Below are 20,265 nucleotides of genomic sequence, written 5' to 3'. Positions count from 1 at the left end.
ACTGCTGCTGCGGACTCTATTTCCGCGTCCACCGGGTGACAAGAGGCGATCAGAGCCGACCAGAGGGGAAGAGGCGTATGACGACAGCGGAGACGGCCGGCCCGGCCGAGCCGGGGGTCCCCGGGCCGGCGGCGCCGGTGAAGTCGGCGGTGCGCACCGTCCTGCTGCTGGAGCACTTCGCGGCACGGCCGGGCCTGCACAGCCTCGCCGACATCCAGAACGACCTCTCCCTGCCCAAGTCCAGCCTCTACATGCTGCTGCGCACGCTGGTGAACCTGGGCTGGGTGGAGACCGACGCCACCGGCACGCGGTACGGCATCGGCGTACGGGCCCTGCTGGTCGGGAGCTCGTACATCGACGGCGACGAGGTCGTCGCGGCGGCCCGGCCCACCCTGGACCGGCTCTCCGACGACACCACGGAGACCATCCACCTGGCGCGGCTGGACGGGACGAGCGTGGTCTACCTGGCCACCCGCCAGTCCCAGCACTACCTGCGGCCCTTCACCCGGGTGGGGCGCAGGCTCCCCGTCCACTCCACGGCCCTCGGCAAGGCGCTGCTGGCCTCGCACACCGACGAGGAGGTGCGCGCGCTGCTGCCCAAGCGGCTCGAGGCGGTCACGGAGCACACCATCACCGACCGGGAGCAGCTGGTGGAGGAGCTCGCGCTGGTCCGGGAGCAGGGGTACGCGCTGGACCGGGAGGAGAACACGCTCGGCCTGCGCTGCTTCGGCGTGGCCATCCCGTACCGGACGCCGGCCCGCGACGCGGTGAGCTGCTCGGTGCCGGTGGCACGGCTGACGGAGGACCACGAACGGGCCATCAAGGCGGCCCTGTTCGAGGCGCGCGACCGGCTCTCGGTCGTGACCCGGCGCATGTGAGACCCCGCCGGGCACCGCCTCCCCCGTGCGGGGGAGGCGGTTCACCTTCGCGGGGGAGGCGGCGGGGGGCCGGCGCGGGCGACCGTGGGGACATGACGACGACACGAGCAGTCCACGCGAGCCGCCCGGCCGACACCACCGGCGACACCGGCATCCCCTCGCCCCGTCTCGGGACGGGGCGGCGGGTCCTGCGGGCCGTCGCGCTGGCGGCCACCGTCCCCTACCTGACCCTCAAGGCGGCCTGGCTGGCCGGGAGCCACATCGGGATACCCGAGGGCAGCGTGCTGCTGGAGGGCGGCATCCCGGTCACCGTCGCCAACGCGGTGACCCTGGCCATGGACGCCACCGTCATCGTGCTCGTCCTGGCGCTCACCAGGCCCTGGGGCAGACGGCTGCCGGGATGGCTCCTCGTCGTTCCGGCGTACGTGGCCACCGGCCTGCTCACCCCGATCGCCCTGGGGTTCCCCGCGCAAGCCCTCGTCAAGGCCGTGGGCCTGGGCGTCGGGGAAGCGGCGAAGGCGGGACACGCACCCTTCCTGGAATCCTGGGTGTTCGTCGTCGTCTACACCGGCTTCATCGCCCAGGGAACAGCCCTGGCCGGACTGTTCGTCTCCCATGCGCGGGAGCGCTGGGGCGGACGCCGGCTGGGCGCGCCGGGGCAGCGGCTCCCGTCTCCCACGGGGGTGGTGGCGGGAGCCGCGGCACTGGCGGGCACCGTGCTGGGCGCGGCGTACCTGTACTGGGCCTTCGGCGGGAGCGCCGGGCTGCCCGCCCAGCGGGTGGCGGCGTACTCGGCGGAGACGGGCGTGGTGTCGGGGGCCTACGCGGTGTGCGCGTTCGCGGCGGCGGCCGGGGCGCTGCTGCTGGCCCGGGGCGGTGCGCGCCCGGCGCGGTGGCCGCTGGCCCTCACCTGGACCGGCTCGGCGACGATGCTGGCCTGGGGCGCGTTCATGCTGGCCACCACGTTCGGAGTGGACTTCAGGGCGGGCGAACCGGCCACCACCGTCGACCGCCTGACCTACGCTGGCGAGATGATCACCGGGCTGCTCGCGGGGGCGGTCCTCGTACGCCACCTCCGCTCCCGCCGCGAAGGCTGACACGTACGGACCGGGGGCACGGGGCACGGGGCACGGGGCACGGGGGCGCGAGGGCGCGGGGCACGGGGAAGAACGGGGGAGGGACGGGCATGAGCGGGACAGCGGCGGTGCGCCGCCGGAGCGCGGCCGTACTGGGGGCGCGGGCCCGGCTGCGCTGGGTGCACCTGATACTCGGCGGCGCCCTGCTGATGCCCTACTTCCTGCTCAGCCAGGTATGGGTCGGTGTCGTGGCCGGCCGGGGCAACGTCCTGGCCTCCCCGACCCTGACCCTCGCCTCTTACGCCGCCGCGCTGCCCCCGGCCGCCGTGACCGGGCTGTTCGGGCTGGTGCGGCCGCTGTCGGTGACGGCCGTGCGGGCCCTGTGCGGGGTCCCGGGGGACCTGCTGGCCGACGGGCCCGCCCGCTCGTGGGGCTCCCGGTGGCGGGCCGCCGCCTGGTGGACCCTGCACCTGGGCGTCGGCGCGGTGATCAGCGGGATGACCCTCGCGGCCACCCCCATGGCGCTGGTGCTGATCCTCGTACCGTTCTCCGCCACCCTGCGCCGGGCACCCCTCGGGGCGGGCTGGTTCAGCAGCGCGGCGAACCCGTACGTCACTCCCTTCCTCGGGGTGGGGCTGCTGGTCCTGGTCGTCGTGAGCTCCGCGGTGGCGGCGGCGCTGCTGGCCCGGCTGGCACCCGTGCTCCTCGGACCGACCGCGGCGGACCGGCTGGCCGCCGCCGAGGAACGGGCCGCCGACCTCGCCGTCCGCAACCGGCTGGCGCGGGAGCTGCACGACGCCGTGGGGCACGCCCTGAGCGCCGTCACCCTCCAGGCGGGCGCGGCCCGGCGGGTGCTCGACCGCGACCCGGAGTTCGTGAGGGAGGCGCTCGCCGCGATCGAGGAGACCACCCGGCGCACGGTCGGCGAGCTCGACACGGTCCTCGGCCTGCTGCGCGACGGGGACCCCGCCCGGGCCGACGCCGCGCCGGCCCCGACCCTCGCGGCCGACCTCGACGGGCTGCTGGCCCGCACCCGGGCCGGCGGCACCACCGTCACCGCCAGCCAGGACCCCGGCCCGGCCGGGGACTGGGAGCAGCTCCCGGCCATCGCCTCCCGCGAGGCCTACCGGATCGTCCAGGAGGGCCTGAGCAACGCCCTGCGCCACGGCCTGGGCCCCATCGCCCTGCACCTGCGCGTCCACACCCCCGACGGCCACCGCGAACTGGAGATCACCATGACCAACCCGCCCGCCCAGGCCCCGCCCGCCCCCGACGCCGAGCGGCGGCGCACCACCGGGGGCCGCGGACTGCGCGGCGCCGCCGAGCGGGCCGCCCTGCTCGGCGGCCGCGTCGAGGCCGGCCCGCACGAGGGCCGGTGGCGGCTGCGCGCGGTCCTCCCGCTCGGCTCCCCCACCACACCGGCCGGCGCGGCCGGCGGAGCCGGGCGATGAGCCGGCCGCCGTTGCGCGTCGTCGTCGCCGACGACGAGCGGATGGTCCGCACCGCACTGCGGGTCATCCTCGACGCGGAACCCGACATGGAGGTCGTCGGCGAGGCGGCCACGGGCGCCGAGGCCGTCGCCCTGGTCCGCTCGCTGACCCCCGACGTGGTGCTGATGGACGTCCGCATGCCGGAGATCGACGGCCTCGGGGCCACCGCCCAGATCCTGCGTTCCATGCCCACCCCGCCCCGGATCGTGGTCGTCACCACCTTCGAGAACGACTCCTACGTCTACGACGCGCTGCGCGCCGGCGCATCCGGCTTCCTCCTCAAGCGGGCCGACCCCGACGAGCTGATCGGCGCGGTCCGCCTCGTCGCCCGCGGGGACTCGCTGCTGTTCCCGGCGGCGGTCCGTGCCCTGGCCGCCGCCCACGCCGCGGCCGCCCAGCCCCCGGCACCCGCCTGGGCGGCGCGGCTCACCGACCGGGAGGCCGACGTCCTGCGCCTGATGGCCACCGGACTGTCCAACCAGGAGATGAGCGAGCACCTGGGCGTGGGCCCGCAGACGGTCAAGACCCATGTGGCCGCGGTCCTCGCCAAGACCGGCTCCCGCGACCGCACCCAGGCCGTCATCGCCGCCTACGAGGGGGGCTTCATCATGAAGAAAGGCTGAGAACCCGGCCACAATCGGGGCAGAGCGGAACGGTCACGGCCGCTGGTACGTCCTTCTGGGGGATGAACAAGACGATCAGGCGTGCGTCGGTCTTCTGTCTGCTTCTGGTGCTGGCCCTCATGGTGCGGGTCACCTGGGTGCAGGCGTACCAAGGCCAGGCCCTCGCAGACGACAAGAACAACCGGCGCAACCTCATCGGGCAGTACGAGAACCCGTTGGGGAACATCATCGTGGGCGGTGAGTCGATCACCGGCTCCACGAAGACGGGCGGCAAGGACTTCGGGTACAAGCGGACCTACGTGGACGGTCCGCTCTACGCCCCCATCACCGGCCACAGCTCCCAGGCCTTCGGCACGACGATGCTGGAGGGCGTCTACAAGAACGTCCTCAACGGCTCGGACACCCGGCTGAAGACGGTGATGGACATGCTCACCAACAAGCGGGCCGACCCGGGCAACGTCCTCACCACCATCGACAAGGGCGTGCAGAAGGCCGCGTACGACGCGCTGAACGGCAAGCAGGGCGCGGCCGTGGCCATCGACCCGGCGACGGGCCAGATCCTCGCCGTGGTCAACAACCCGTCCTACGACCCGGGCCGCATCACCGGTGCGAACGACCAGGCGGCCTGGGACGAACTGTCCGCCGACAAGGGCAAGGCCATGGAGAACGTGGCCCTGCGCAAACCGCAGGCCCCCGGCTCCACCTTCAAGCTGGTCACCCTCGCCGCGGCGATCGAGAACGGCCTGGTGACGAGCATCGACACGCCGACCGGCGTACAGGGCGCGTACACGATCCCCGGCACCCGCACCAAGCTGCCCAGCGAGGCGGGCGACGAGGCCTGCAACAACGTCTCGGCCCGCACCGCCCTCAAGCTGTCCTGCAACAACGTCTTCGCGGACCTCGCCTCCAAGCTCGGCCAGGACAAGATGCGGGCGATGGCGGAGAAGCTCGGCTTCAACACCCCGATCGACACCCCGGTCCGCACCAACCCGCCGAGCAAGTACCCCACCAAGAAGCTGTCGGTCGACCAGGTCGCGCAGACGGGTATCGGCCAGTTCGACGTACAGGCCACCCCGCTCCAGATGGCCATGGTGACCGCCGCGATCCAGAACGGCGGCAAGCTCGTCGCCCCGCACATGGTCTCCCAGGTGACCGACGCCGACGGCAACGTGCTGGAGGACTTCAAGGACCCGAAGACCGAGCAGGTGATGAACCCGAAGACGGCCTCCATGCTCCAGGACGCCATGCGCACGGTGGCCACCGAGGGCGGCGGCAAGCCCGCCCAGGTCGCGGGCGCCGAGGTCGGCGGCAAGACCGGCACGGCCCAGCGGGGCGTCAACAACAACATCCCGCCGCTGGCCTGGTTCACCTCGTACGCGAAGGCGGGCGGCAAGCAGATCGCCGTCGCCGTGATGATCGAGAACTCGGACACCGACCGTTCCGAGATCGGCGGCGGCAAGCTGGCCGCGCCGATCGCCCAGAAGATGATGGCGGCGTGGCTGAAGAAGTAGCCGCCGCGCGCCGGTGCCGACGCCCCGGGAACCGACACGGTTCCCGGGGCGTTCCCCCTCCCATGATCCGGACCGCGCTCGCCAGCGACCTCGACGCCATCGCCGCCCTGCACACCAGGGCCAGGGCCACCTACTACCGGGGCCGCGTGCCCGAGGCGGCCTACGCGGGCGAGTCCGAGGCGGCGCGCAGCCGCGAGGGCTGGGAGCGGGCGGTGGCCCGCCCGGCGGCGCAGGGCCAGGTGCTGTGCGCCGAGCGGGACGGCCGGGTCACCGGGGTGGCGGCCTTCCTCACCGCCGACGGCGTGACCACCCTCACCCAGCTCCACGTGGACCCCGACCAGTGGCGCCGGGGCACCGGAGCCGCCCTGCACGCGGCCTGCCTCGCCGCCTGGCGGCGGGCCGGGATCGAGCGGGTCCGCCTGGAGGTCTACGAGCACAACCTGCGCGCCCAGGCCTTCTACGCCTCCCACGGCTGGCGCCCCGACCCGGCGGGGACCCCGGCGGGCTCCCACCGCACGCTCTGGCTCGAGGTCTGTCCGGCGTCCGGGGAATGAGACGGGACCCCCGGATGGTTGAACCGGAAACCGTCCAGTCGTACCCGGAGAGAAGAAGGAACATGCGCGTCGAAATCTGGTCCGATATCGCCTGCCCCTGGTGCTATATCGGAAAGGCCCGGTTCGCCAAGGGCCTGGCCGAGTTCGCGCACCGCGACGAGGTGGAGGTCGTCTTCCGCTCCTTCGAACTCGACCCCAACGGCCCCAAGGGCGTCACGGCCCCCGTCCTGGAGATGCTCGCCCGCAAGTACGGACGCACCCTCGACGAGGCCCGCGCGATGGAGGAGCACGTCGCCGCCAGCGCCCGCGCGGAGGGCCTGGACTACCGCACCGACGGCCGCGACCACGGCAACACCTTCGACATCCACCGCCTGCTGCACCTGGCCGCCGCCCGCGGCCGGCAGGAGCAGCTCCTCGACCTCGCCTTCCGGGCCAACTTCGCCGAGCAGCGGTCCGTCTTCGACCCCGAGGTGCTGCTTGCCCTGGCCGTCGAGGCCGGACTGGACGAGGCCGAGGCCCGCGAGGTGCTCGCCGACGTCTCCGCCTACGCGGACCGGGTACGGGCCGACGAGCGCGAGGCGGCCGAACTGGGCGCCAACGCCGTGCCGTTCTTCGTCCTCGACCGCCGCTACGGCATCTCCGGCGGCCAGCCCGCCGAGGTCTTCACCCGGGCCCTGGAGCAGGCCTGGGCCGGGCGCGAGACCGTGGAGACGGCCCCCGACGCCGAGGCCTGCGAGCCCGACGGCGCCTGCGCCGTCCCCCAGGGCTGACCGCCCCTCCCGCCGCCGGGGCGCCCGCGTACCTCCCGTACCGGGCGCCCCGCCGCACGTAAGCGCGGCCGCCGGCCGCTCGGCGCGCCCGCCCGCCGGCCCGGCCGTAGGCTGGACGTACACGCGCACGGCACAGGCCCCGCCCTGCCCGCCGGGGGCACCTCCGGCGGCGGCCGGGGGAGCCAATTCGCTTCCGCTTCAACCAACTCGGGGACCCGACTCCTTTGCGGAAGGAGACCCCGATGACCGCCACGAAGCGTGCGTCCGCCAAGCCCGGGACCACGGCAGCCAGGAGCACGGCAGCCAGGAGCGCAGGAGCCAGGAGCACGGCAGCCGGGACCACGGCAGCCAGGCCCGCCGCCACCCCCGCGGACGCCCAGGACAAGATCGTCAGCTCGGCCAAGCGGTTCATCCGCACCCACGGCTCCGGCTACCTCAAGGACCCGAACATCTCCTCGATCGGCATCGGCTACAAGGAGACCAACGGCAAGCGCGGCAAGGAACTCACCCTCCAGTTCACCGTGGACAGCAAGGTGCAGCCCGAGGTGATGCGGTCGCTGGGCACCGCGGAGATACCCCCGGCCATCGACATCGGCGGCGGCATCGTCCTGCCCACCGACGTGATCGAGCGCAGCTACCAGCCCCACTTCCTCGTCGTCCCCGAGGCGCAGACGCCGGAACGGCAGAAGCGCGTGGACCCGGTCCGTCCGGGCGTGAGCGTCGGAAACGTCCACCTGCACGCCGGCACCCTCGGCTGCATCGTCTTCGACAAGAACGACGGCGCCCCCTGCCTGCTGAGCAACTGGCACGTGCTGGGCGGGCACGACGGCCGGATGGGCGACCAGGTCGTACAGCCGGGGACCGACGACGACAGCCGCACCGCCGCCAACCGCCTCGGCGCCCTGCGCCGCGCCCACCTCGGCACGGCCGGCGACTGCGCCGTCTCGACCATCACGGAGCGCGCCGTCGAGACGGACATCCTCAGCCTCGGGGTCACCCCGAGGAAGCTCGGCGAGCCGCAGATCGACGACAAGGTGATCAAGAGCGGCCGGACCACCGGCGTCACCCACGGCGTGGTGACCCGTCCCTTCGCCAAGGTCAGCGTGGACTACGGCCGCCCCGTCGGGGTGAAGGAGATCGAGTGCTTCGAGATAGGCCCCGACCCCAGGCACCCGGCCCCCGGCGACGAGATCAGCAAGCCGGGCGACTCCGGCGCGGCCTGGATGTTCACCTCGCGCACGGGCAAGCCGACCGACGTGCTGGCCGGACTGCACTTCGGCGGCGAGGGCGACTCCGACCCCGAGGACCGGGCCCTGGCCTGCTTCCCGCACGCGGTCTTCGAGCAGCTGAAGGTCACCCTGGAGCGGCCGGCGGCCGGCTCCCTGGAGGCGCTGACGGGCTACGACCCGGGCTTCCTGACCGTGCCGATCGGCACCCCGTCCCTCAACCCCTCGGTCAAGGAGGACGCCGTCCGGCTCGACGGCTCCGAGGTGATCCCGTACACCCACTTCTCGCTGGCGCTGAGCAAGCAGCGGCGGTTCGCCTTCTGGGTGGCCTGGAACATCGACGGCGGCGCGATCAAGAAGCTCAGCCGTGAGGGGATCGAGTTCGTCAAGGACCCCCGGCTGCCGGCCGAGGCCCAGGTCAGCAACGAGCTGTACCGCGGCAGGAACAACCGGCTCGACCGCGGTCACATCGCCCGCCGCGCCGACCTCTGCTGGGGGCCGCTGCCCGAGGCGGAGAAGGCCAACCGGGACTCGTTCTTCTACACCAACATCACCCCGCAGATGGACGACTTCAACCAGAGCATGCGGGGCGGCATCTGGGGCAAGCTGGAGGACGCCGTGTTCGAGGACGTCGACGTCGACGACCTCAGGGTCAGCGTCTTCGGCGGACCCGTCTTCCAGGAGGACGACCGCCTCTTCAAGGGCGTCCGGATACCCCGCGCCTTCTGGAAGGTCCTCGTCTACTCGGACCGGGGAAAGCTCAAGTGCAAGGCCTTCCTGCTCACGCAGAACCTGAACCTGCCCGAGGCCCTCGAGCTGGACGAGTTCCGCGTGTTCCAGGTCAAGGCCACCGAGATCCAGCGGCAGGCGCACCTGCGCTTCCCGGCCGCGATGACCGAGGCGGACACGCTCGTGGTGCCGGAGTCCCTGGAGGACCGCGCCCCGCTGGAGAGCCTGGCCGACATCGACTGGAGTTGACCCGCCCCGAGCCCCTCCCATAAGCATCGCTTTGTGACTGCGTGTAAAAACAGGCAATGGACTTTCAGTCCGCGTCGGCGCAGAGTGGACGGCATGGATCTTCCGCTCACCCACGTGTCCCACGCTTCCCGCGTTTCCCGCGTGTGCGCCGCCGAGTTCGCGCACTCCACCACCTACCTCAACACCGCCGGCGCCGGAGTCCTCCCGAAGGCCTCCGTCGCCGCGGTACGGGAGCTGGCCGAGGCGGCGGGCGCCGGACTGCCCGCCGGAGCGGGCGACTTCGGCGTCGTCGAGCAGGTGCGGGCCGCCTTCGCCCGGCTGGTCTCGACCGATCCGCGGCGCGTCGCCATCGGCTCGTCCGTCGCCGTCCACGTGGGGCTGATCGCCGCCTCGCTGCCCGTCGGCGCCGAAGTCCTGGTGCCCGAGCGGGACTTCGCCTCCGTCATGAACCCCTTCGTGCTCCGCGGCGACCTCAAGGTCCGCTTCGCCCCGCTGGAATCCCTCGCCGAAGCCGTCCGCCCCGACACCGCCCTCGTCGCCCTCAGCGCCGTCCAGTCCGCCGACGGCCGGAGCGCGGACCTCGCCGCCGTCCGTACGGCGACCACCGCCCACGGGGCGCGGATGCTCGTGGACGCCACCCAGGCCGCCGGCTGGCTGCCCTTCGACGCCACGCCGTACGAGTACACCGTCACCGGCGGCTACAAGTGGCTGCTCGGCGGCCGCGGCGCCTCGTACCTGACGGTCTCGGAGGAGGCCCAGCCCGGCCTCACCCCGCTGCACGCCGGCTGGGTGGCGGCCGAGTCCAAGTGGGACGCCGTCTACGGCCCGATGCGGCAACTGGCCGGGGACGCCCGCCGCTTCGACGAGTCCGCGGCCTTCCTCCCGTACCACGCCGCCGAGCCCTCACTGGCGCTGCTGGAGCGCGTCGGCATCGACGCCGTCCACGCCCACGACACCGCCCTCGCCGCCCGCTACCGGGAAGGACTCGCCCGCCTCGGCCACGAGCCAGTCCCCGGCGACGCCCCCATCGTGTCGGTACCGGGCCTGGCCCACCGCCAGCCCGACCTGGCGGCCGCCGGGATCCACACCTCCGCCCGCGACGGCGCCCTGCGGGCCTCCTTCCACCTCTACAACACCGAGGCGGACGTGGACCGGCTGCTGGACGCCCTGGCCGGCTGACCGGCGCCCGCGGGGACGCGCGTCCGCCGCCCGGCTTCCGGAGGTGGCGGTTGCGGCCCGGCACGTCCGTCCGGCCGACACGTCCGGCGGACACGTCAGGCCGACACGTCCGTCCGGCCGGAGTCGCGTCCGGGCCGGCCCGCACGCGCGTCCGGCGGGCACGGCGCGGCCCCGGAGCTACGCCCAGGACGCCGAAGCCGCGGCCAGAGCCGGCGCCGGATCGGCGTCCAGGGCACGGGCCAGCGCCCCCAGCGCGGCCCCGACCGCCTCCGGCGACGCGTCCGGGCCGTAGTGGTTGACCCGGACCATCTCCCCGGCCAGCGCCCCGCCGCCCGCCGCCAGCGGGGCCGCCGGATCCGCCGCCACCGCCTTCGCCACCACCGTCGAGGCGTCCGCGACCCGCAGCGTCGTCGCCACCGGAGCGGCCTGCGCGGTGTCGCCCACCCACGGGGCGACACCGAGCGCCGCGGCCCCCGCACGGGTGGCCCGGGCGGCCGCGGCGTGCCGCCCCAGCACACCCGCCAGCCCCTCGGCCCCGATCCGGTCCAGGCACGCCTCCAGCGCCAGCATCTCCAGCTGCGCGGGCGCGTGCAGCAGCGCCCTGCGGCCGCCGTCGATCCAGCGCTCCTTCCAGTCCAGCAGCGACAGGTACGAGCGGCGCGGCGCCGCCGGGTTGGCCGCGAACCGCTCCCACGCCCGGTCGCTCACCGACACCGCCGACACCCCCGCCGGGCCGCCCATCGCCTTCTGCGCGCCGATCACGCACAGGTCCACGCCCCACGCGTCCGGCAGCAGCGGCTCCGCCCCCACCGAAGCCACCGCGTCCAGCATGAACAGCGCCCCGTGCGCCCGTACCGCCTCACCGATCTCCGCCACCGGATTGGTGTTGCCCGTGGCAGCCTCCGCGTGCACCAGCGACACGAAGTCGATCTCCGGGTGCTCCGCCAGCGCCCGGGCCACCTGCTCGCCGCTCACCGCCGTGTCGAAGGGCACCGCCAGGTCCACCACGTTCGCCCCGGCGTCGCGCAGCCAGTTGCCGAAGGTGGTCCCGTACGGCCCGGTGACGACGTTCAGCGCCGTCGAACCCGGCCGCGCCCCCGAGCGGATGCACCCCTCCAGCGGCAGCAGCGCCTCGCCCTGGGTGACCACCACGTCGTGCCGGGTGTCCAGCAGCCGCGCCACCCCCCGCTCGATCGACGCGAAGTGCTCGGCGGTCAGCGGCGGCAGGTCCAGCAGGGGGTGGGTCACGTCGGTGCTCTCTTCGTCCGGGGTTACCGGCCGAGCCTACCCAGCACGCACGTACAGTGCGGACATGAGTGATCACAACGGTGTGCTCCATGTGAAGGGACGCGTACTCGTCGGGCCCCACGAGGTGCGCGACGAACTGTGGGTCGTCGGCGGACGGATCTCCTACGAGCGGCCGACCGCCGCCCGCGAGGTCACCACGGTCACCGGATGGGCCCTGCCCGGCCTGGTCGACGCGCACTGCCACGTGGGCCTCGACGCCCACGGCCCGGTCGACGCCCCCACCGCCGAGGCGCAGGCCCTCACCGACCGGGACGCCGGCACCCTCCTCGTCCGCGACGCCGGATCCCCCTCCGACACCCGCTGGATCGACGACCGCGACGACCTCCCGAAGATCATCCGAGCGGGCCGGCACATCGCCCGCACCCGCCGCTACATCCGCAACTACGCCCACGAGATCGAACCGCCGCAGCTCGTCGAGTACGTCGCCCAGGAGGCCCGGCGCGGCGACGGATGGGTCAAGCTCGTCGGCGACTGGATCGACCGCGACGCCGGCGACCTGACGGCCTGCTGGCCGCGCGCCGAGGTCGAGGCCGCCATCGCCGAGGCGCACCGGCTCGGCGCCCGCGTCACCGCGCACTGCTTCGCGGAGGACTCGCTGCGGGACCTCGTCGAGGCGGGCATCGACTGCGTCGAGCACGCCACCGGGCTCACCGAGGACACCATCCCCCTCTTCGCGGAGCGCGGCGTGGCGATCGTCCCGACCCTCGTCAACATCGCCACGTTCCCGAAGCTGGCGGCGGGCGGCGAGGCCAAGTTCCCCCGCTGGTCGGCGCACATGCGCCGGCTCCACGAGCGGCGCTACGACACCGTCCGGGCGGCCTGGGACGCGGGCATCCAGGTGTACGTCGGCACCGACGCGGGCGGCTCCCTGCCGCACGGCCTGGTCGCCGCCGAGGTCGCGGAGCTCGTGAAGGCCGGCATCCCGCCGCTGGACGCCCTCTCGGCCACGGCCTGGGCGGCCCGCGCGTGGCTCGGCCGCCCCGGCCTCACCGAAGGCGCCCCGGCCGACCTCGTCGTCTACGCCACCGACCCCCGGGCCGACGTACGGGCCCTGGCACAGCCGGACCGGGTCGTCGTGAACGGGGTGATCCGCGCCTAGCGGGGCGTCACAAATCGAAAACATGCGTGGAATCCACCCTTTGGGGTGAACTCACGTCGGGTCGCTGACCGTTCACTCCCCGTGCGTAAGGATTCGAACGTCGAAGCCGCCGGCGCGCGCGATGTCCCCCATTGGCCCCCGGCGGCACCCAACTCCTTGGGGGTTCCACCATCTTGAACAGCAACACCTTCCGCATGCCCGCGGCCGTTCTGCTCGCCACGGGGGCGGTAGCCCTGCTCACCGCGCCGCCCGCCCTCGCCACGGGCGGCGGCGCCGGGAGCGAGGGAACGTCCGGAGCCGTCGTCCTGCGGGCCGGACTGGACGTGGGCCTGCTCAACAAGGCCGTCCACGTCCCGCTGAAGACCACCCTCAACGAGGTCACCGCCCCCGCCACCGCCGAGAAGACGGCCCTCACCGTCACCCTCGACGGCGCCGAACAGGGGCAGCCCGTCAGCGTCCTGAAGGCCGACGTCGCCACCGCCAAGGCCACCGCCGACAAGAACACCGCCCAGGCCGAATCGAACCTCGCCCACGCCAAGGTCCACGTCCCCGGACTGCCCCGGCTCTCCCTCATCGAGGTCGAGAAGGTCACCTCCAAGGCCGTCTGCGAAGCCGGCAAGAAGCCCGTCGCCACCTCGAACGTCCTCGGCACCGTCACCGCCCTCGGCAAGAAGGTCACCGTCACCGCCGGCGGCCCCGCCACCAAGATCGACGTCCCCGGCGTCGGATCCGTCTCCCTGGAGCTCTCCGGCACGCAGACCACCTCCACCACCGCCGCGGCGGCCGCGCTGCGCCTGAAGGTGTCGGTCAACCCGCTGGACCTGAACGTGGCCCAGGTCGACGGCGAGATCGTCCTGGCCGAAGCCCACTGCGAAGCCCCCAAGGGCGCGAAGCCGGAGGCCAAGCCCGACAGCAAGCCCGACGTCAAGCCGCAGACGGCGGCGCAGACCACGAACACGAAGCAGACCCCCGCACAGGCCAACCTCGCCGAGACCGGCGCCGGTTCGGTCACCCCCTACGTCGCGGGCGGCGCCATCCTGCTGCTCGCCGTCGGCGCGGGCGCCCTCGTCGTGACCCGGCGCGGCAGGACCCGGTAGACCCGGTGACGCCGCCCCCTCAGCGGGTGGCGCGCTCCAGCCCCTGGCCGGCGGCCCCGCGCGAGGTGACGGCAGCCGTGACCTCCTTGTCGGCCTTCGCGTAGTCGGCACGGTCCGGCGTACAGGAGGCGCAGACGACCCGGAACGGCGGCTTCATGTCCGAGAACTGCGTCAGGTACTCGGCCTTCACCACCTCCCAGCGGCCACCGTTCTTCGCCGACGGGGCGAAGGTGAACCGGGGGATCGAGGACATGTTGCCCCGCGCCTTCTCCGGCTCGTAGAAGCTCGCGACCTGATCGCCCATCCCGAACACCACCCAGGTGCCGTTGATCTTCTCGTAGGGCTGCGGCACGTGGTTGTGCGTACCGAGGATCAGATCGATGTCGGGCAGGCCGTCCGGCCCGCGCGAGGCGGTCAGCGCCTGCGCCAGGTCCTTCTGCTGCTGGTCGGGAGCCGTCTGCCACTCGGTGCCCCAGTGGACGCTGAGGAGCACGACGTTCGCGCCGGCCGCCCGGGCCGCGCGGGCGTCGGCGATGATCCGGGCCTGGTCGATCAGGTTGACGGACCAGGGCTTGCCCGCCGGGACCGGTATGCCGTTCGTCCCGTACGTGTAGTCCAGCTGGGCGACCTTCGCGCCGCCGGCCGAGAGGAGGGCGGGCGCCTTGGCCTCCTCGGCGCTGCGCGCCGAGCCGACGTGCTTCAGGCCGACCCGGTCGAGGTGGTCGAGGGTGCGGGCGAGGCCGTCGTAGCCGTCGTCGAGGGTGTGGTTCGAAGCGGTGGAACAGCTGTCGTACCCGGCGTCCTTGAGGGCGTCGGCCAGCTGGTGCGGGGCCTTGAAGGCCGGATAGCCGGTGTAGGGGCCGCCGGGCCGGCCGTACGGTATCTCGTGGTGGCATATCGCCAGGTCGGCGGCGGACACGATGGGCTTGACGCCCGCGAGTATCTTCCGGAAGTCGTACTCGCCGGCCTTGCCGCCGGCGTCGTCCGCCGCGCGCTGGATGATCGAGGGGTACGGAATGATGTCGCCGGTCGCCACCAGCGTGAACGGCGCCCCGGCCGGCGCGGCCTTCCCGGTCCCCGGCTTCCCCTGCAACCGCTGCTCGGCGGCACCCTCGACCCCGTCCCCCAGCACCCGGGGCACGGCATACACACCCCCGCCGACCAGCGCCACCGCGGCCACCCCGATCCCTATCCGCGCCGCCGTCCTCATGTACCGCCCCCTGTTCGTCGCCAGCTCCGGCCATGCTAGGCGCGCCGGGGGGCGGGGCGCGCGCGGTGCGGGCCTGCTATCTCCCCCTCGAGGGGGTGGGGGCGGGGGTTGCTCACCCGCCTCCCTGTCTGCGGGGCGGTCGTGCGGGGGCGGTATCCCCACGGACCGGATCAGAGCAGGTTGGGGGCTTCCCGTCAGTCCCATCGTCCTTCCGGTTCGGGCCGGTCCCTCAAGGGCGCTCCTTCGTCGCGTCACTTCGTGATCGCCTTCGGCGACCCTTGACCGACCGACCCGAACCGGAAAGCCGAAAGACTGCCGGGAAACCCCCAAAGAAACGGCACGGTCCAACGTTGGAGGAGCGGCTCCCTCAGCGATGAGACGGCGGAGCCGGGCGCCGGCCCGCCGGGCATTCGGGCCCTCAGGAGTCGAGATTCCGGGCCAGGGGCGCGGCTACCCGCACGAGAGGTTGACCAGAGCCCCCGGGGAAGCCGACAGGCGCGTCAGATCGCTACGCGCTCCTCCTTCCTCGGCGTCCGGCGGCCGTCATGGGCTGGTACCCGCACGAGAGGACGAACAGAGCAGCCCAGGAAGCCGACGGGCGCGACGGATCGCTACGCGCTTCTCTGATCTCGGCGGCCGGCGGCCGTCTGGGGCTGGTCAGGGGCGGGTTCGACGTTGGTGGCGGCGGTGGTGAATTCGCGGCCGGAGGCGCCCCGGATGTAGGCGAGTTCCATCCAGCGTTCGATGCCGGTGTCGGAGACGTTCTAGTTGATCACGGCCATGAGGACGCCCTCGACGCCGGAGGCGATGTCACGGACGCGGCGGCGGAGGAGGCGGTGGGGGACGTACTCGTAGCACTCACTCATCGAATGCTCCCTCGAAGGTGTCGAGGAAGCGCTCCCAGCCGGCCAACGCCCGGTCGAGGAGTTCGAGACTCGGTTGCTCTGTGACCCTCACCCTCGGCGAGGGCTCATCCCAACTGTCGACGCTAGGCACGTCTCGGGTGCGACTGGTCATGTCACTTCCTGCCGTGGTCAGTGGGCGGATCGCCCTGCTCCTGTTCGGGGTTCGAGGTTCGCCCTTGAGGGACGGCCCAGCTAGGACTTATCGCGGCCTTCTGGCTCCCTATTTGAGGACCTCTGTTCCTCCAGCGGGGTAAAACGTGGCCCTGGTGGGGACTTGTTGGGAGAGTGGTCGTCCATCTGACACACATGCGGAGGTTGAGCGTGGCAAGGTCACCCGGGAACGTCCGATTCAAAGCCGCCCGTGTGGCTGCTGGATATCTGTCGCAGCAGGCGCTTGTTGAGGCTCTCTCCGGTCGAGGTGTTTCCATCGACGTGCGGCAAGTCCGGCGGTGGGAGTCGGATGCACCTCCCTGGCCCTACGCTGCGGCCCAGCAGGCGCTGACGGAGTTGCTCGGGCAGGACATCGAGGCCCTCGGCTTCACCCCACCCGCCGGGCACGATCGCACGCTGACGGTCAGACGCGTACCCGTCGCGCCGACGTTGCGGCTCCCGGTGCAGCATCCGGCCACGGCGCAGCCCGCGAGTGCGGCCGCCGACTACCTCGCCGTGACTCGGGCCCACCGGCGGCTCTACTGGACCGTGGCACCGGCGGTCCTTCATCCACCGGTCAGCGCCCACGCCGTACTCGGCGAGGCTCTGCTCCCCGCAACGGCGGGCGCCACGCGACAGGCCGTCGCCGCAGCACTGGCCGAGTCGTTCCTCCTTGCGGGCCGCATCGAGTTCTTCGACCTCCGAGAGCCCGAGCAAGCGGGCGACACGTGGCTGCGTGGCCTTCAGGCTGCGGGAGAAGCGGACGATTCCCTGCTCGGCGCCGCTGTGCTGGCTCACATGGCCTTCATCCCGGGGTGGGCCGGAGATCGCGCGGGCGCCGCCGAGCGGATGGTGATGGCCCGGACCTATGCCCGCAGGGGGCCGGCTTCCGCAGAATTCCTGGCGTGGCTCGACGCGGTCGAGGCCGAATGCGAGACGAGGGGCGGGCAGACGCGGACAGCCCTGAACCTCATCACCCATGGCGAGGACCTGCTGGCGGCGGGTACAGAGCACGCCTCCCCTGACTGGATGGACTGGTTCAGCCCCGTCCGGCTGGCCGCGTTCAAGGGGAACACCCAGCTCGCAGCCGGCCATCTCCCGCAGGCCAGGGAGACGCTCGTGGGAGTCCTCGAAACCCTGCCGCCCGATGCCGACAAGCAGCGGACAGTGGTCCTCGCCGACCTGGGGGCCGTGGAGGCCGCTGCCGGGGCCCCCGAGGCTGCGTGCGCCTTTGCGGTTCGGGCACTGGAGCAGTTGGAGACGCACTGGTACGCGACCGGGATGGAGAGGGTCCGCGAGACGCGCCGCGCGCTCGCGCCGTGGCAGCACGAGCAGTGCGTACGCGAACTCGACGACCGGCTGTACGGCTGGGCGACGACCCTCAGCGCGTTGACGCGTTGAACTCGTCGATCCGGCGCGGGAGGTCGAGGAGGCTGCCGACCCTGAAGGTCGGCAGCGCCTTGGCCTCCTCCGATTCCCACTGGACGGTGGCCCAGGGGCCGCGCCGGATCAGGGCGCTGTGCATGCCGGCGGCCACAGCGGGCCGCAGGTCGTTGTCGACACGGTCGCCCACGTAGAGGATCTCGTCGGGCGCAAACGGAACGGCCTTGGCGACACGGACGAAGAACTCGGGATCGGGCTTGCTCGCCCCCCAGTCGTCAGAGGTCCCGATCAGATCGACGTCCGTGGCGAAGAGCTCGCGAAGGATCTTGCCGGCACGAACCGTCTGATTCCCTGCGATGCCCAGCCACAGCCCGCCCTCGCGCAGCTGCGCGAGAGTGGGGCGAACGTCCCCGTACAGGTCTCCTTCATCGAAGTGCTCGGGATGCCCGGCCGCAGCCCGGGCCTCGCGCTGCTCGTACAGGTCGAAGCCGGGCTGGAAGACCTGGAAGGTATCGCGGTAGTCGCGGCCCTGAGCGATCACGGCCCCGAACATCGCGGCGAACGTGTGCCGGGGCACGCCGAGCCAGTCGGCCCATGTGCCGTACTCCCGCGTCTCGTCCACCAGGCACTCGCCGACATCGAAGACCACTGCGCGAATCGTCATGCGTGAAGCCTAGTGACGACTTCTCGGAACTCGGCAGGCAAAGCCGAGGATTGGGAGCCTGGCGCGGGCAGTGAAACACCATCCTCCGCAGGGGTATCAGCCCAGGACGGCCGCCGGCCGCCGAGACCAGAGGAGCGCGTAGCGATCTGTCGCGCCCGTCGGATTCCTGGGCTGCTCTGTTCGTCCTCTCGTGCGGGTATCAGCCCAAGGCGGTCGTCGGACGCTGGGAAATGAGGAGCGCGTAGCGATCTGACGCGCGTGGGGGGTTCCCAGGTCGCTCCGATCAACCTCTCGTGCGGGTAGCCGCGCACGGGCCCCGGAAGCACGCCTCCTGAGGGCCCGGATGCCCGGCGGGCCGGCCACCGGCCCGTCGTCTCAGCACTGAGAAACCCGCTCCTCCAAGGATCGTCCGTCCCGTTTCTTTGGGGGTTTCCCGGCAGTCTTTCGGCTTTCCGGTTCGGGTCGGTCGGTCAAGGGTCGCCGAAGGCGATCACGAAGTGACGCGACGAAGGAGCGCCCTTGAGGGACCGACCCGAACCGGAAGGACGATGGGACTGACGGGAAGCCCCCAACCTGCTCTGATCCGGTCCGTGGGGATACCGCCCCCCGGCCCCCGGACCCGCAGACAGGGAGGCGGGTGGGCAACCACCGCCCCGCCCCGCCCCCTCGAGGGGGAGATAGCCGGCCCCCACCGCGAGCCCCCTACCGCCCCCCCAACGCCAACGCGTGGTCCAGGGCCTGGAGGAGGCGGCCCGTTGTCGCTCGGTCGCGGACCGCCAGGCGGAGCCAGTCGGGGTCCAGGCCCGGGAAGGTGTCGCCCCGGCGTACCGCGAAGCCGAGGGCGCGCAGGCGGGTGCGTACGTCCGCCGCGCCCGGGATGCGGACCAGGACGAACGGGCCCTCGGCGACGCCCGACACCGTGACCTCCTCGAACTCCGCGAGCCCCGCCAGCAGGTGCTCCCGGTCCACCGCGATCCGCCGTGCGGCGGCCTCCGCCTCCGCCAGCGCCGGCGGCGAGACGCAGGCCTCCGCCGCCACCAGGGCCGGCGTCGACACCGGCCACAGCGGCTGCGCGGCGGCCAGCTTCGCGATGACCTCCGGCTCGGCCAGCACGTACCCGATGCGCAGCCCCGCCAGCCCCCACGTCTTGGTCAGGCTGCGCAGGACGACCAGTCCGGGCACGTCCATCCGCCCGGCCAGCGCCTCCCGCTCGCCCGGGACGGCGTCCATGAACGCCTCGTCCACCACCAAGGTCCGCCCGGGCCGGGCCAGCGCCGCCAGGGCACCGGCCGGGTGCAGGACCGACGTCGGGTTGGTGGGGTTGCCGACCACCACCAGGTCGGCTTCCTCCGGCACCGCCGCCGGGTCCAGCCGGAAGCCGTCCTCGGGGCGCAGCAGGACCCGTTCCACGCGGTGCCCGGCGTCGCGGAGGGCCGCCTCCGGCTCGGTGAACTGCGGGTGCACCACGACCGGCCGTACGGCTCCCAGGGCCCGCGCGATCAGTACAAACGCCTCCGCCGCCCCGGCCGTCAGCAGCACCCGTTCGACGGGGAGCCCGTGCCGGGCCGCCACCGCGGCGCGCGCCGCCCGTCCGTCGGGGTAGGCCGACAGGTCGCCCAGGCAGGCGGCGATCCGCTCCTTGAGCCACGCCGGCGGCGTGTCGGAGCGTACGTTCACCGCGAGGTCGACCAGGGTCCCGCCCGCGTCCGCGACCTCCGCGTCGCCGTGGTGGCGCAGGTCGTGCTCCTCGGCGGTGGCCACCGCGCACGTCGCCGCCACCGACCGCCGCTTCGGCACGAGGAGTTCCCCGCCGCCCGCCAGGGCCGCCGCCTCCGCCACCGAGGCCGTGCCGGAGGCGGCCCGTACCGACGCGGAGGGGTGCGGTACCGGGATCAGCGCGAGCCGCTCCGCCGGATAGCCGACCAGCGGGACGCCGAAACGTTCCGCCGCCCCCGCGATGCCCGGCTCGCCGGTCTTCGACTCCACCGTCGCCAGCGCCGTCACCGCCCCGGTGGCCAGTCCGGCCCCCCGCAGCGTCTCCTCGACCAGCGCGCAGACCTCCTCGACGGAGACCCCCGCACGCCCGCCGACCCCGACCACCAGCCGCGTCACGTACTCGCCCACCGGGATACCTCCTCCGTCCCTCGTCCGTCTGTCTTCGTCA

The 20,265-nt window shown here is 73.0% G+C and carries 16 protein-coding genes and 1 pseudogene; 12 read left to right on the top strand and 5 right to left on the bottom strand.

Features of this window, described 5'->3' with window-relative positions; all coding sequences use genetic code 11:
• Positions 1-77: 77 nt before the first annotated feature.
• The 9 genes from D1J60_RS08885 (at position 78) to D1J60_RS08845 (ending at position 10,285) form a co-directional block, all read left to right on the top strand.
• Complete coding sequence (locus D1J60_RS08885) at positions 78-878, top strand: IclR family transcriptional regulator (RefSeq protein ID WP_125604074.1); 801 nt, start codon at positions 78-80, stop codon at positions 876-878.
• 92 nt (positions 879-970) lie between these two features.
• Positions 971-1,975: a hypothetical protein gene (locus tag D1J60_RS08880; RefSeq protein ID WP_241253188.1), complete on the top strand. Its 1,005-nt coding sequence runs from the start codon at positions 971-973 to the stop codon at positions 1,973-1,975.
• Positions 1,976-2,064: 89 nt separating this feature from the next.
• Positions 2,065-3,405, top strand: a complete 1,341-nt coding sequence (locus tag D1J60_RS08875; protein ID WP_125820733.1) for a histidine kinase — start codon at positions 2,065-2,067, stop codon at positions 3,403-3,405.
• Positions 3,402-4,067 (top strand): response regulator transcription factor, encoded by a 666-nt coding sequence (locus D1J60_RS08870; RefSeq protein WP_125820732.1) that lies wholly within the window; start codon positions 3,402-3,404, stop codon positions 4,065-4,067. The genes D1J60_RS08875 and D1J60_RS08870 overlap by 4 nt, the downstream gene beginning before the upstream one ends.
• A gap of 62 nt (positions 4,068-4,129) precedes the next feature.
• The gene (locus D1J60_RS08865; RefSeq protein WP_125601594.1) at positions 4,130-5,578 is read left to right on the top strand and encodes a penicillin-binding transpeptidase domain-containing protein; all 1,449 of its coding nucleotides are present in this window, start codon (positions 4,130-4,132) and stop codon (positions 5,576-5,578) included.
• A 62-nt stretch (positions 5,579-5,640) separates the two neighbouring features.
• A complete protein-coding gene (locus D1J60_RS08860; RefSeq protein WP_241253187.1) occupies positions 5,641-6,132 on the top strand; it encodes a GNAT family N-acetyltransferase in 492 nt (163 codons plus the stop codon).
• 62 nt (positions 6,133-6,194) lie between these two features.
• Positions 6,195-6,902, top strand: coding sequence for a DsbA family oxidoreductase (locus tag D1J60_RS08855; RefSeq protein ID WP_125820730.1), 708 nt, complete (start codon positions 6,195-6,197; stop codon positions 6,900-6,902).
• A 242-nt stretch (positions 6,903-7,144) separates the two neighbouring features.
• The gene (locus tag D1J60_RS08850) at positions 7,145-9,106 is read left to right on the top strand and encodes a DNA/RNA non-specific endonuclease (RefSeq protein ID WP_125820729.1); all 1,962 of its coding nucleotides are present in this window, start codon (positions 7,145-7,147) and stop codon (positions 9,104-9,106) included.
• A gap of 93 nt (positions 9,107-9,199) precedes the next feature.
• On the top strand, positions 9,200-10,285 hold the full coding sequence (locus D1J60_RS08845) for an aminotransferase class V-fold PLP-dependent enzyme (RefSeq protein ID WP_125820728.1): 1,086 nt from the start codon (positions 9,200-9,202) through the stop codon (positions 10,283-10,285).
• A 177-nt stretch (positions 10,286-10,462) separates the two neighbouring features.
• Here the strand turns inward: D1J60_RS08845 and D1J60_RS08840 are convergent, their stop codons facing one another.
• Complete coding sequence (locus D1J60_RS08840; protein WP_125820727.1) at positions 10,463-11,533, bottom strand: aminotransferase class V-fold PLP-dependent enzyme; 1,071 nt, start codon at positions 11,531-11,533, stop codon at positions 10,463-10,465.
• A 64-nt stretch (positions 11,534-11,597) separates the two neighbouring features.
• Between D1J60_RS08840 and D1J60_RS08835 the strand changes: the two genes are divergently transcribed.
• Together D1J60_RS08835 and D1J60_RS08830 are read left to right on the top strand one after the other, a co-directional pair.
• Positions 11,598-12,692: an amidohydrolase family protein gene (locus D1J60_RS08835; RefSeq protein ID WP_125601576.1), complete on the top strand. Its 1,095-nt coding sequence runs from the start codon at positions 11,598-11,600 to the stop codon at positions 12,690-12,692.
• Between the two features lie 173 nt (positions 12,693-12,865).
• Positions 12,866-13,789 carry an SCO1860 family LAETG-anchored protein gene (locus D1J60_RS08830; protein ID WP_125820726.1) on the top strand — a complete coding sequence of 308 codons (924 nt, stop codon included), beginning with the start codon at positions 12,866-12,868 and terminating at the stop codon, positions 13,787-13,789.
• A gap of 19 nt (positions 13,790-13,808) precedes the next feature.
• Here D1J60_RS08830 and D1J60_RS08825 read toward each other — a convergent pair whose 3' ends face one another.
• Positions 13,809-14,999, bottom strand: coding sequence for a CapA family protein (locus tag D1J60_RS08825; RefSeq protein ID WP_241253186.1), 1,191 nt, complete (start codon positions 14,997-14,999; stop codon positions 13,809-13,811).
• A 611-nt stretch (positions 15,000-15,610) separates the two neighbouring features.
• Positions 15,611-15,865 (bottom strand): annotated as a pseudogene (locus D1J60_RS08820) (hypothetical protein).
• Between the two features lie 345 nt (positions 15,866-16,210).
• Here D1J60_RS08820 and D1J60_RS08815 point away from each other — a divergent pair.
• Positions 16,211-17,455 carry a transcriptional regulator gene (locus D1J60_RS08815; RefSeq protein WP_206436631.1) on the top strand — a complete coding sequence of 415 codons (1,245 nt, stop codon included), beginning with the start codon at positions 16,211-16,213 and terminating at the stop codon, positions 17,453-17,455.
• Here D1J60_RS08815 and D1J60_RS08810 read toward each other — a convergent pair.
• Both D1J60_RS08810 and cobC read right to left on the bottom strand, forming a co-directional pair.
• Positions 17,436-18,101, bottom strand: a complete 666-nt coding sequence (locus tag D1J60_RS08810) for an HAD family hydrolase (RefSeq protein ID WP_125820724.1) — start codon at positions 18,099-18,101, stop codon at positions 17,436-17,438. The two genes, D1J60_RS08815 and D1J60_RS08810, sit on opposite strands and share 20 nt — an antisense overlap.
• A gap of 702 nt (positions 18,102-18,803) precedes the next feature.
• Complete coding sequence (gene cobC / locus D1J60_RS08805; RefSeq protein ID WP_241253185.1) at positions 18,804-20,225, bottom strand: Rv2231c family pyridoxal phosphate-dependent protein CobC; 1,422 nt, start codon at positions 20,223-20,225, stop codon at positions 18,804-18,806.
• Positions 20,226-20,265: the final 40 nt, after the last annotated feature.

The sequence above is a fragment of the Streptomyces sp. W1SF4 genome (genome assembly GCF_003950035.1).
Lineage (GTDB): Bacteria > Actinomycetota > Actinomycetes > Streptomycetales > Streptomycetaceae > Streptomyces > Streptomyces racemochromogenes.
This window is presented reverse-complemented; position numbering and strand designations above follow the sequence as displayed.

What these genes read in the sequence shown, in the direction of transcription:
- D1J60_RS08885 (WP_125604074.1), top strand. Translation starts at nt 78, where the DNA reads ATGACGACAGCGGAGACGGCCGGCCCGGCCGAGCCGGGGGTCCCCGGG.
- D1J60_RS08880 (WP_241253188.1), top strand. Translation starts at nt 971, where the DNA reads ATGACGACGACACGAGCAGTCCACGCGAGCCGCCCGGCCGACACCACC.
- D1J60_RS08875 (WP_125820733.1), top strand. Translation starts at nt 2,065, where the DNA reads ATGAGCGGGACAGCGGCGGTGCGCCGCCGGAGCGCGGCCGTACTGGGG.
- D1J60_RS08870 (WP_125820732.1), top strand. Translation starts at nt 3,402, where the DNA reads ATGAGCCGGCCGCCGTTGCGCGTCGTCGTCGCCGACGACGAGCGGATG.
- D1J60_RS08865 (WP_125601594.1), top strand. Translation starts at nt 4,130, where the DNA reads ATGAACAAGACGATCAGGCGTGCGTCGGTCTTCTGTCTGCTTCTGGTG.
- D1J60_RS08860 (WP_241253187.1), top strand. Translation starts at nt 5,641, where the DNA reads ATGATCCGGACCGCGCTCGCCAGCGACCTCGACGCCATCGCCGCCCTG.
- D1J60_RS08855 (WP_125820730.1), top strand. Translation starts at nt 6,195, where the DNA reads ATGCGCGTCGAAATCTGGTCCGATATCGCCTGCCCCTGGTGCTATATC.
- D1J60_RS08850 (WP_125820729.1), top strand. Translation starts at nt 7,145, where the DNA reads ATGACCGCCACGAAGCGTGCGTCCGCCAAGCCCGGGACCACGGCAGCC.
- D1J60_RS08845 (WP_125820728.1), top strand. Translation starts at nt 9,200, where the DNA reads ATGGATCTTCCGCTCACCCACGTGTCCCACGCTTCCCGCGTTTCCCGC.
- D1J60_RS08835 (WP_125601576.1), top strand. Translation starts at nt 11,598, where the DNA reads ATGAGTGATCACAACGGTGTGCTCCATGTGAAGGGACGCGTACTCGTC.
- D1J60_RS08825 (WP_241253186.1), bottom strand. Translation starts at nt 14,999, where the DNA reads ATGAGGACGGCGGCGCGGATAGGGATCGGGGTGGCCGCGGTGGCGCTG.
- D1J60_RS08815 (WP_206436631.1), top strand. Translation starts at nt 16,211, where the DNA reads ATGCGGAGGTTGAGCGTGGCAAGGTCACCCGGGAACGTCCGATTCAAA.
- D1J60_RS08810 (WP_125820724.1), bottom strand. Translation starts at nt 18,101, where the DNA reads ATGACGATTCGCGCAGTGGTCTTCGATGTCGGCGAGTGCCTGGTGGAC.